The sequence below is a fragment of the Methylobacterium aquaticum genome (genome assembly GCF_001043915.1).
GTDB lineage: Bacteria > Pseudomonadota > Alphaproteobacteria > Rhizobiales > Beijerinckiaceae > Methylobacterium > Methylobacterium aquaticum.
Map to the genome: position 1 here is coordinate 38,169 of NZ_LABX01000102.1, position 10,817 is coordinate 48,985.

General features: G+C 69.3%; 12 protein-coding genes. 6 read left to right on the forward strand and 6 right to left on the reverse strand.

Going from position 1 to position 10,817, the window contains the following annotated elements:
* Positions 1-81: 81 nt before the first annotated feature.
* Positions 82-1,449 carry a magnesium transporter gene (gene mgtE, locus VP06_RS13805; RefSeq protein WP_048464346.1) on the forward strand — a complete coding sequence of 456 codons (1,368 nt, stop codon included), beginning with the start codon at positions 82-84 and terminating at the stop codon, positions 1,447-1,449.
* Between the two features lie 171 nt (positions 1,450-1,620).
* Here the strand turns inward: mgtE and VP06_RS13810 are convergent, their stop codons facing one another.
* Both VP06_RS13810 and VP06_RS13815 read right to left on the reverse strand, forming a co-directional pair.
* Positions 1,621-2,145, reverse strand: coding sequence for a CoA-binding protein (locus tag VP06_RS13810; RefSeq protein WP_048464347.1), 525 nt, complete (start codon positions 2,143-2,145; stop codon positions 1,621-1,623).
* Positions 2,142-2,924 (reverse strand): enoyl-CoA hydratase, encoded by a 783-nt coding sequence (locus VP06_RS13815; RefSeq protein ID WP_048464348.1) that lies wholly within the window; start codon positions 2,922-2,924, stop codon positions 2,142-2,144. Before VP06_RS13815 ends, VP06_RS13810 begins: the two co-directional genes overlap by 4 nt.
* Before the next feature lie 110 nt (positions 2,925-3,034).
* Between VP06_RS13815 and VP06_RS13820 the strand changes: the two genes are divergently transcribed.
* The 3 genes from VP06_RS13820 to rpsI all read left to right on the forward strand — a co-directional run bounded on the left by VP06_RS13820 (position 3,035) and on the right by rpsI (position 4,606).
* Entirely contained in the window at positions 3,035-3,466 is a 432-nt protein-coding gene (locus VP06_RS13820; protein WP_048464349.1) for a PaaI family thioesterase, read from the forward strand.
* 185 nt (positions 3,467-3,651) lie between these two features.
* Complete coding sequence (gene rplM, locus VP06_RS13825) at positions 3,652-4,113, forward strand: 50S ribosomal protein L13 (RefSeq protein ID WP_048464350.1); 462 nt, start codon at positions 3,652-3,654, stop codon at positions 4,111-4,113.
* A gap of 1 nt (position 4,114) precedes the next feature.
* On the forward strand, positions 4,115-4,606 hold the full coding sequence (rpsI, locus tag VP06_RS13830) for a 30S ribosomal protein S9 (RefSeq protein WP_048464351.1): 492 nt from the start codon (positions 4,115-4,117) through the stop codon (positions 4,604-4,606).
* A 76-nt stretch (positions 4,607-4,682) separates the two neighbouring features.
* On the opposite strand, the gene VP06_RS13835 is transcribed toward rpsI, so the two are convergent.
* Positions 4,683-5,204: a DUF5872 domain-containing protein gene (locus VP06_RS13835; protein WP_048464352.1), complete on the reverse strand. Its 522-nt coding sequence runs from the start codon at positions 5,202-5,204 to the stop codon at positions 4,683-4,685.
* A 227-nt stretch (positions 5,205-5,431) separates the two neighbouring features.
* Between VP06_RS13835 and argC the strand changes: the two genes are divergently transcribed.
* Complete coding sequence (gene argC, locus VP06_RS13840) at positions 5,432-6,373, forward strand: N-acetyl-gamma-glutamyl-phosphate reductase (RefSeq protein WP_048464353.1); 942 nt, start codon at positions 5,432-5,434, stop codon at positions 6,371-6,373.
* Positions 6,374-6,538: 165 nt separating this feature from the next.
* Here the strand turns inward: argC and VP06_RS13845 are convergent, their stop codons facing one another.
* The 3 genes from VP06_RS13845 to VP06_RS13855 all read right to left on the reverse strand — a co-directional run bounded on the left by VP06_RS13845 (position 6,539) and on the right by VP06_RS13855 (position 9,301).
* Positions 6,539-7,243, reverse strand: coding sequence for a glutathione S-transferase N-terminal domain-containing protein (locus VP06_RS13845; protein ID WP_048464354.1), 705 nt, complete (start codon positions 7,241-7,243; stop codon positions 6,539-6,541).
* 64 nt (positions 7,244-7,307) lie between these two features.
* Positions 7,308-8,192: an NAD(P)-dependent oxidoreductase gene (locus VP06_RS13850; protein ID WP_048464355.1), complete on the reverse strand. Its 885-nt coding sequence runs from the start codon at positions 8,190-8,192 to the stop codon at positions 7,308-7,310.
* 23 nt (positions 8,193-8,215) lie between these two features.
* Positions 8,216-9,301, reverse strand: a complete 1,086-nt coding sequence (locus tag VP06_RS13855; RefSeq protein ID WP_048464356.1) for an isocitrate/isopropylmalate dehydrogenase family protein — start codon at positions 9,299-9,301, stop codon at positions 8,216-8,218.
* A gap of 112 nt (positions 9,302-9,413) precedes the next feature.
* On the opposite strand from VP06_RS13855, the gene VP06_RS13860 reads away from it, so the two are divergent.
* Positions 9,414-10,562: an epoxide hydrolase family protein gene (locus VP06_RS13860; RefSeq protein ID WP_048464357.1), complete on the forward strand. Its 1,149-nt coding sequence runs from the start codon at positions 9,414-9,416 to the stop codon at positions 10,560-10,562.
* Positions 10,563-10,817: the final 255 nt, after the last annotated feature.

The following is a 10,817-nucleotide window of genomic DNA, read 5'->3' on the forward strand; positions in this document are numbered from 1 at the left end:
GTCCCGCGCGCTTAGCCTTTCGGCGGCTCACCGCGACCGGCCGGGGACGGCCGGCCGACGCCAGCGCCCAACAGGTGAGCCATGACCGATACCGTGATCGACACCCCCGTCGAGCCCGCCGCCCTCGCCGCGCGCCTCTCCGAGGAGCGGGCCCCCGACATCGTCGAGGCCCTGAACCGGGAGGCGCCGGAGGTGGCCGCCGCCATCCTGCTCAGCCTGCCGCACGATCGCGCCGTCGAGGTGCTGGACCAGCCGGAGCTGGACTGCGCCCCCGACATCATCGAGATGCTGCCGCGCGACCGCGTCGCCTCGTTCCTGTCGGGCATGTCGGCCGACCGGGTGACCGACGTGTTCAAGGAGATCGAGGAGCCGGGGCGCTCGGACCTGCGCGCCCGCCTCGACGCCGAGACTCGCGGTGCCGTCGACGCGCTCATCGCCTATCCGGAGGAGAGCGTCGGCTCGATCATGACGACCGAGTTCGTTGCCGTGCCGACGACCTGGACCGTCGGTCTCACCCTCGACTACATCCGCAAGGTCGAGCGGACCCGCGAGACCGTCTATTCGATCTTCGTGCTCGATCCGCGCACCGGGGCACTGGCCAAGGCGGTGCCGCTGCGCCGGCTCATCACCGGCAACCCGGAAGACAACATCCTGTCGGTGGCGCCGAACCGCCGCCCGGTCGTGGTCTCGGCCGATGCCAGCCGCGACGAGGCGGCCCGCCTGATCTCGAAATACGACCTCCTCGCCGTGCCGGTGGTCGATGCCAGCAACCACGTCGTCGGCATCGTCACCGTCGACGACGTGATCGACGCGATGATCCAGAAGCAAACCGAGGACGTACAGCGCTTCGGCGGCATGGAGGCGCTCGACGAGCCCTACATGTCGATCAACTTCCTGACCATGATCCGCAAGCGGGCCGGCTGGCTCTGCGTGCTGTTCCTGTCCGAGATGCTCACCGCCAGCGCGATGCAGGGGTTCGAGGGCGAGCTGGAAAAGGCCCTGGTCCTGACCCTGTTCATCCCGCTCATCATGAGTTCGGGCGGCAATTCGGGCTCGCAGGCGACTTCGCTGCTGATCCGGGCGCTGGCGCTCCACCAGGTGCGGCTCTCCGACTGGTGGCGGGTGGCTTTGCGCGAGATCCCCGCCGGCCTGACGCTGGGGGCGATCCTCGGCGCGATCGGCGTGGTGCGGATCGTGATCTGGCAGAAGCTCGGCTTCTACGATTACGGCGAGCACTGGTTCCTGGTCGCCGCCACGGTCGGCACCGCACTGGTGGGCATCGTGCTGTTCGGCTCCGTCACCGGCTCGATGCTGCCCTTCATCCTCCAGCGCGTCGGCTTCGACCCCGCCACCGCCTCGGCCCCGTTCGTCGCGACCCTCGTCGACGTGTCGGGGCTGGTGATCTACTTCACGGTGGCCCTGGTGATCCTGAAGGGCACGTTGCTGTAGGATCGGAAGCGTCGCGGGATCGTCCGGTCAGCACAGTTCCATCATTCCGCCGAGCCCTACCGACGGCCCAAGATGCTGACGCATCGGGCCGTTGGTACCATTCCGGGGCCGCGAAAGCGGAGCCCGGAAGGACGGGGATGCTCTCCGGTGTCATCTGTCAGCGAAGAGAGATCATCGTTCCTCGATCGTCAGCTTCTGGAACCCCTTGGCCGCCAGCTTCGGCCGCTTGGCGCTCAGGATGCGGGAATTCACTCCCGTCCAGCCGATCTCGCCCGAGAGGCGACCGTACTCGATCTTCGGGCAGCGGTTCATCACCACGGTGACGCCCCGCGCCTCGGCCCGGGCGGCCGCGGCGTCGTTGCGCACGCCGAGCTGCATCCAGATCACGCTCGGCAGCGGGTCGAGGGCGAGCGCTTCGTCGACGAGGGGGCCGGCGGCCTCGGAATTGCGAAAAATCTCCACCATGTCGACCGGGTGGGTGAGGTCGGCGAGCCGCGCCACCACCGGCCGGCCCAGGAGCTCAGTCCCGGCGAAGCCCGGATTGACGGGAGTCACCTGGTAGCCGCGCTCCAGCAGGTACTTGGTGACGATCCAGCTCGGCCGGGCCGGGTTGGCGGAGGCGCCGACGAGGGCGATGCTGCGCACCTGCCGCAGGATTTTTCTGACGCTCTCGTCGTCGTAACGGTCGTGGGTCATCGGGCCGCCTTCCGGTCGAGGAATGCCGCGATGCCGTCCTCGGCGGCGCGGGCCAGCATGTTCTCGGTCATCACCCGGCCGGCATGGGCATAGGCGTCCGCGAGCGGCATCTCCAGTTGCTCGTAGAAGGCGCGCTTGCCGACCCGCACCGTATAGGCGCTCCGGGCCGCGATCCCGGCGGCGAGGTCCTGCGCGGCACTCAGCGCCGTGCCGGCCGGCACCACCCGGTTGACGAGGCCGAGCGCCTTCGCCTCTTCGGCCTCCGCCATCTCGGCGGTGAGCAGCATCGCCATCGCGGCCTTGCGCGACAGGTTGCGCGAGAGCGCCACCATCGGGGTCGAGCAGAAGAGGCCGATCTGCACGCCGGGCGTGGCGAAGCGAGCGTCCTCGCCCGCCACCGCGAGATCGCAGGAGGCGACCAGCTGGCAGCCGGCTGCCGTCGCGATGCCCTCGACCGCGGCGATCACCGGCTGCGGCAGGGCGGGAACCGCCATCATCACCGACGAGCAGAGATCGAACAGCGCCTTGAAGCGCTCGGCGCCCCGGTCGGCCTCCGCACGGTAGGCGGTCATCTCTTTCAGGTCGTGGCCGGCGCAGAAGGCGGGGCCCTCGGCAGCCAGCACCACGGCGCGCACGCTCTCGTCCCGGGAGAGCCGGGCGAATTCCTCCGACAGGGCGGTGAGCAGAGCGTGCGAGAGCGCGTTGCGGGCCCGCGGCCGGTTGAGGGTCAAGGTCGCGACGCCGTCGCGGTCGTTGCGCAGGAGCAGGGGATCGGACATGGGGACTCGGTCTTGCAGCCTCGGATGAGGGCGAAACGGATGGCCTATTGTCCGGTGCCGGGCGCCGTGCTGCAAGATCGTGCACGACCCCCAACCGGAAACGCCCCCGCATGCCTGCCGCCCTCATGATGGACCGCGACGCGGTCGCGGCCTTCCTCGACGAGGCTTTTCCGCAGATCCATCACGGCGGGCCCGGCCCGGTGGTCGAGAGCGTCGGCCCGATGAGCGCCACGATGCGCCTGCCCTACCACGAGCGCCACCTGCGCCCCGGCGGCACGATCTCCGGCCCCGCCATGATGGGCCTTGCCGACGTGGCGCTCTACGTCGCGATCTTAGGCCAGATCGGCCCGGTGGCGCTCGCCGTCACCACCAACCTGTCGTTCAACTTCATGCGCAAGCCGGCGCCGGCCGATCTCCTCGCGGAAGCGCGCCTGCTCAAGCTCGGGCGCTCCCTCGCCGTGGGCGAGGTGCTGATCCGGAGCCAGGGCCAGGACGACCTCGTCTGCCATGCCACCGGTACCTACGCGATCCCGCCGAAATAGCGGTATCACAATACCGCATATGCGAAGCCGCTCGAAAAACAAGCGTTTTTGCCGTTCTGGGTTTTTTGGTCCGCTTGACGCGGGTGGGAACCTCCGTTATTGAGCCGGCCATCGCCGCCGCGCGCTCAGTCCTGACCGCGGCGGCGTCCTGTTTTTTTCGTCAAGACTTCCGGGACCTATCCGCGATGAAGACCTTTTCGCTGAAGCCCGCCGACGTCGACAAGAAGTGGGTGATCATCGACGCGGAGGGCCTCGTGGTCGGCCGCCTGGCGTCGATCATCGCGATGCGTCTGCGGGGCAAGCACAAGCCCCAGTATACGCCCCACGTCGATTGCGGCGATAACGTCATCGTCATCAATGCGGAGAAGGTGAAGTTCACCGGCCGCAAATATAACCAGAAGGTGTACTACCACCACACTGGTTACCCGGGTGGCATCAAGGAGCGCTCGGCCAAGTTCATCCTCGAAGGCCGCTTCCCCGAGCGGGTCGTCGAGAAGGCCGTGGAGCGCATGCTGCCGCGCGGCCCGCTGTTCCGGCAGATCCTGGGCAACCTCCGGGTCTACAAGGGCAACGAGCACCCCCACATCGCCCAGCAGCCGGAGACGCTCGACGTCGCCGCTCTCAACCGCAAGAACGTGAGCGCGTAAGATGGCGACCCTTCAGTCTCTCGCCGACCTCGGTCAGGCCAGCAAGGCCCAGAACTCGTCGCAGGGCGAGAACGAGGCCCCGGTCCATGTCCAGAAGCTGGACTCCCTCGGCCGCGCCTATGCCACTGGCAAGCGCAAGGACGCGATCGCCCGCGTCTGGATCAAGCCCGGCGCCGGCAAGATCACGGTGAACGACCGTCCGGTCGACACCTACTTCGCCCGCCCGGTGCTGCGCATGATCCTCCAGCAGCCGCTGCAGGTCGTGAACCGCGTCGACCAGTACGACATCGTCGTCACGGTGGCCGGCGGCGGCCTCTCCGGCCAGGCCGGCGCGGTCCGTCACGGCCTGTCCAAGGCTCTGACCTACTACGAGCCCGAGCTGCGCTCCCCGCTGAAGCGCGAAGGCTTCCTGACCCGCGACCCGCGCGTCGTCGAGCGCAAGAAGTACGGCCGCAAGAAGGCCCGCCGCAGCTTCCAGTTCTCGAAGCGCTAAGCGACCGCTTCGGTCACTGCGAAAGACGGAGGGCGGGCCCGCGGGGGCTCGCCCTTTCTTCGTTGCGGGATGGTGGTCAGGCGCTCAGCGCCCGCTCCAGCTCGCCCTTCGACATGGTGGAACGGCCCGGAATGTTCTTCGCCCGCGCCTTCTGCATCAAGTCGGCCTTGGTCGGCCCGCCCCGGCTGCCGCCCGCATGCGAGGCTTTGCGGGCCGCCGCAGCCTTCGTCGCCACATCCTTCGGCTGCTTGGAGTGCTGCTTGCCCTTGGCGCTGTCGGCGCGCTTCTTGGCGGTCGAGCGCGTATACTCCTCGTCGGAGAGGTCTTCGCGGGCCTTCTTCGGCAGATAGCGCTCGCCGGTCTCGCCGCTCTTCTCGCCCGATTTCGTGTTCCACTCCTCCTCGGTCCATTGCGTGAGGTGGTTGTCGGAAGATTTCTGGCCCTCGTAGCCGCCGCCCTCCTCCTTGTAGTCCTGTACCGCCATCTGGGCCTTGCGGGCCGACCATTGCCCGGGCTTGCCGCCCTTCGACGACCGGGTGACGTCCTTCTTCACCTTGTCCCAGAGCTTCGGGTCGGTCTTCTTGGCGGTTCCGGCCATGAGGCGCTCCTGCTGGCGATCCGGCAGCACAACCGAGGTGGCGGCGGCGGGTTCCGCCGAGGCGGGTTCCGCTGTGGAGGGCGGTGCGACACGAGATCGTCGCACATCGCGCGGCACAGTCCCGGCCCCGAGGATCGTCATTGCCGATTGACTTGACGGCCCCCGCCCCCCAATCACCACGCGCGTCGTTCGGCACCGGCCGGTTCCGCGCCACGGAGACTTCGCCCATGACCCGCAAGCACAGCCCGAGCGTCTTCATCGACGGCGAGGCCGGCACGACCGGTCTCGGCATCCGCGAGCGCCTGGACGCCTTCACGGACATCACCGTCCGGTCGATCCCGCATGAGAGCCGCAAGGACCCGGAGGCGAAGCGCACCCTCCTGTCCGAGGTCGACCTCGTCATCCTGTGCCTGCCCGACGACGCCTCGCGCGAGACCGCGGCGCTCGCCGATTCGCTGCCCGGCGGTGGCCCGCGGCTCCTCGATGCCAGCACCGCCTACCGGGTCGATCCGGCCTGGACCTACGGCTTCGCCGAGCTGGCGCCCGAGCAGGACGCCGCGATCCGGGCGTCGCGCCGCGTCTCCAACCCGGGCTGCTACCCGACCGGCGGCATCGCGCTCCTGCGCCCGCTGATCGATGCCGGCCTGATCCCGGCCGATCATCCGATCAGCATCAACGCGGTCTCCGGCTATAGCGGCGGCGGCCGCAAGATGATCGAAGCCTATGAGGCCGGCGAAGCCCCGGCCTTCCAGCTCTACGGGCTCGGCTTCGGCCACAAGCACCTGCCCGAGACGCAAAGGTACAGCGGCCTGACCCGCCGCCCGATCTTCGTGCCGTCGGTCGGCAACTTCCGGCAGGGCATGCTGGTGTCGATCCCGTTGCATCTCGACCTGCTGCCCGGCAAGCCGAGCCCCGCCGATCTCGAAGCTGCCCTCGTCGCCCGCTATGCCGGCACGACGCTGGTCAAGGTCGTGACCGCGGCCGAGGATGGCGCCGACCGGGAGCGCATCGAGCCGGAAGCGCTCAACGACACCGACAGGTTGGAACTCCGGGTGTTCGGCTCCGACACGCACCGCCAGGCGGTGCTGGTCGCCCGCCTCGACAATCTCGGCAAGGGCGCATCGGGCGCTGCGGTGCAGAACCTGCGCCTGATGCTCGACCTCGATTAAACAACCCGGTCGCCGGAGGGCCGAACACCTTCCGGCGATCCGGAAAGCGTGTGCTTCATTCTACAGGGCGGACACCCTCCGCGACATTCCGGGGCCGCGAAAGCGGGTCCCGGAATGACATCGAGGGCTTCACCGCGGTGTCAGCCGATCGCGACGGCTCTGAAACTACTCCCGCGACGGGATCTCCAGCCCCCGCTGCACCGCTGGGCGGGCGAGGCCCCGTTCCAGCCAGGCCGGGACCGCCTCGAGCGCATCGTACTCCACCAGCTCCTTCGCCTCGTAGAAGCCGATCAGGTTGCGCACCCAGCCCAGCATCGCGATGTCGGCGATGGTGTAGTCGGCACCCATGATCCAGTCGCGCCCGGTCAGCCGCGTCTCCAGCACCCCGAGCAGGCGCTTCGACTCGTCACGGTACCGATGCAACGGCCGCTTGTCCTCGATCTCGCGGCCGGCGAATTTATGGAAGTAGCCGAGCTGGCCGAATGTCGGCCCGAGCGCTGCCATCTGGAAGAAGAGCCACTGCGTGGTCTCGTAGCGCCCGGCCGGATCGGCGGGGATCAGCCGCCCGGTCTTCTCCGCCAGGTAGAGCAGGATCGCACCCGATTCGAACAGGGCGAATGGCTTGCCCCCGGGCCCGTCCGGATCGAGGATTGCCGGGATCTTGCCGTTGGGGTTGAGCGACAAAAATTCCGGGAGCCAGGTCTCGTTCTGGCCGATCCGGACGGTGTGGGCCTCGTAAGGGAGGCCGAGTTCCTCGAGCGCGATCGACACCTTCACGCCGTTCGGGGTCGGAAACGAATAGAGCTGGATCCGGTCCGGGTGCTGGGCCGGCCAGCGGGCGGTGATCGGAAAGGCGGAGAGATCGGGCATCGCGGGGCTCCCTCGTGCGGGGCCGCGACGATACCCGGCCTCCCGGGCCGGGCAAGGGCGCTTGTCAGCCCTTGGCTGCGAAGTGCGAGACGATCCGCGGCAGGTGGTCGGCGCCATGGCCCGCCTCGACCAGGCGATCGAGATCGGCCAGCACCCCGGCGGCGACGGCGTGCTCGGCGCCCAAGCCCTCGGCCATCGCCACGTAGTAGCTCAGGTCCTTGCGGGCATTGGCGACCGAGAAGCGCATCGGCGAGGAATCGCCTGCGAGCAGGTAGGGCGAGAGCCGGTCGAGCGCGGCGCCATGCCCGCCGCCCTTGCGCAGCACGTCGACCAGAACCTCCGGGGCGATGCCGGCCTTGCCGGCGCAGGCGGCGGCCTCGGCGATCAGCGTGACGGAGCCGAGCGAGACGTAGTTGTGCAGGAGCTTCAGGGTGTGGCCGGCACCGGCCTCGGTCCCGGCATGGAAGATATTTTCTGCGAAGGCCGAGAGCAGCGGGTGCATCGCCTCGAACAGGTCGGGCTCGGCCCCGACCAGGAGGTTGAGCCGCCCTTCCGCCGCCTCCTTCGGCGTGCGGGTCATCGGTGCATCGAGGAAGCGGCCGCCGGCCTCGCGCACGGCCGCCGCGACCCGCGCCGTCGAGGCCGGGACGGCGGTCGAGCAATCGACCACCACCGTGCCGGGCCGCAAGGCTGCGAGTACGCCGCCCTCGCCGAGGAGCACGTCCTCGACCTGCGGCGTGCCGGTGACGCACAGGACGATCACCTCGCTCGCCCGCGCCAGCGCCGCCCGGTCGGCATGGCGGGTCGCCCCAAGGGCGTCGAGATCGTCCGTCGGCTGGTTGCCCGGATGGTCGAGATAGCCCAGGGGCCAACCCTTGCGGGCGAGGTTGAGGGCGATGCCGTGCCCCATCAGCCCGACACCGACGACACCGACCGTCTGCTTGATCATGACGCTGTCTCCTTGCGATAAAGTCAGGCGAGCGCCCGGCGCACGGCCTCGGCCACCTCGGTGCAGCTCGCGTGGCCGCCGAGGTCGCGCGGCACCGCCCGCCGCTCGGCGAGCACCGTGGCGACCGCCGCCTCGATCCGGTCGGCAGCCTGGCCGAGGGCTGTGTCGCTCTTCCGCTCGGCGAGCCAGCGCAGCATCATCACCCCCGACAGGAGGGTGGCGACCGGGCTCGCGACGTTCTGCCCGGCGATGTCTGGCGCCGAGCCGTGGGCGCCCTGGAACAGCGCGTGGGCATCGCCGATCTCGCCGGAGGGCGCGATGCCCATGCCGCCGACCGTCGCCGCGCCGAGATCCGAAATGATGTCGCCGACCATGTTCTCGGCGACGATCACGTCGTAGCTGTCCGGGCGCTTGAGCATGTGCACCGTGATCGCATCCGCATAGGCGTAGTCGATCGCGACGTCCGGATAGCCGGCATGGACCTCGTCGCAGATCCGGCGGAAGAAGGCGTAACTGCGCAGGATGTTGGCCTTGTCGCAGACGGTGACCCGCCGCTGGCCGTCCCGCGGCGCGCCACGGCGCTTGGCCGCGAGTTCGAAGGCGAAACGCGCCACCCGCTCGGTGCCCTTGCGCGTCACCACGAGGCTGTCCGAGGCGATCTCGTCGCGCAACACCACCCCGGCGCCGCGGCTCGCATAGAGTCCCTCGGTGTTCTCGCGCACGATGACGTAGTCGATGCCGCCGCCCTCGAAGGCGCGCAGGGGCGAGAGCACGCCGGGCAGGAGCTTGACCGGACGGACATTGGCGTAGAGGTCGAGACGGAAGCGCAGGCGCAGATGCAGGTCGTTGCCGACCTCGGTGCCGTCCGGATAGACCACGCCCGGCAGGCCGGCCGCCCCGTGCAGGATCGCGTCGGCGTCGCGACAGCCCGCGAAAGTGTCCTCGGGCAGGACGTGCCCGCTCCTCACGTAGTGGGCGGCGCCGCCCTCCAGCCTTTCGAAGGCGAGGGTACCGGCCCCGCACGCCTCTGCCAGCACCGTGATCGCGGCCTTCGTCACCTCGGGCCCGATGCCGTCGCCCTCGATGGTGGCGATGCGATATGGCGCCATGACTCCGCCCCTCCCTTGAGATCCGCGTCCGGCGCGGAACCTTATGGGGGCGCTAGCACGGCGCCGCCGGCCGCGACATCCTGTCCGGCGCATGACAGGGAGGAAGCGCACGATGACGGGACACCCGTTCACCTATCACGTTCCCGATTCGGCCCTGGCCGACCTGCGCGGGCGCCTGGAACGCACCCGCCTGCCCGACCAGGCCCCCGAGGCCCCCTGGACCTACGGCACGGATGTCGCCTACCTCGCCGATCTCGTCGCCTATTGGCGTGACCAGTTCGACTGGCGGGCGCAGGAAGCCGCGCTCAACGCCTTCCCGCAGAGCATGGTGCGCGTGGGCGAGATCGACATCCATTGTCTGCACGTGCCGGGGCAAGGACCGAAGCCCCGTCCGCTCCTCCTGTGCCACGGCTGGCCCGGCTCGGTCTTCGAGTTCCTCGACCTCATTCCGCGCCTCACGGATCCGGCTCGCTTCGGCGGCAACGCGGAGACCGCCTTCACGGTGGTGGCCCCGTCGCTCCCCGGCTATGGCCTGTCCTTCCGTCCTGGCCAGCCCCGCCTCGGCGTCGAGGAGATCGCCGATCATTTTTCGGAGTTGATGACCCGCCTCGGCTACGACCGCTTCATGGCGCAGGGCGGCGACTGGGGCGCCTTCATCACCACGCGCCTCGCCTGGCGCCACCCGGATCGGGTCGAGGGGCTGCACCTCACCATGCTGCCGGTGCGCCGCGATCTCTCCGGCCACGACGCGACTCCCGAGGAGGCCGCCCATTACGCGCGCGTTGCTGCCTGGCTGAAGGAGGAAACGGGCTACCATTGGATCCAGGGCACCAAGCCCCAGACCCTGGCCTTCGCCCTCACCGACTCGCCCGCCGGCCTCGCCGCCTGGATCGTCGAGAAGTTCCGATCCTGGTCCGACTGCGACGGGACGATCGAGGCGGCGATTTCTCGCGACAGGATGCTCGCCAACATCTCGCTCTACTGGTTCACCGGTGCCATCGGCTCATCGTTCCACCCCTACTATTCCCGCATGCACCGGCCCTGGCCGGTGCCGGACGGCGAGAGAGTCAGGGTGCCGACCGCCTACGCGGCGTTCCCGAAGGAGATGGTCCGCCCGCCCCGCTCGCTGGCGGAGCGAACGATGTTTGCGGACCTCCGCCGCTGGACCGAGATGAGCCGCGGCGGCCACTTCGCCGCCCTCGAACAGCCGGACCTCCTCGCCGAGGACATTCGCGCCTTCGCGGCCGTGCTGCCGCGATAGGAGAGGACGCGTTGCCGGCTTGAACGAACCGCGTGCAGGCTCATCTGGTTTGCACGCCAGCCACCGGGGCCAGGGCCCCCTGCCCTCGCCTGTCGCCATGGCCGCAACCGTCCGATCCCACCCGAGTTGACAGGCGAGCCGGCTACCCTTAGACAGCCGCTCACCGACGGGGCGCCGAGCGAACGGCTCAGCCCTCCGGGACATCCCGAAAGAGAAGACAGCAAGGGCCAGGGCGACCTGGACCTGCTTCCGTTT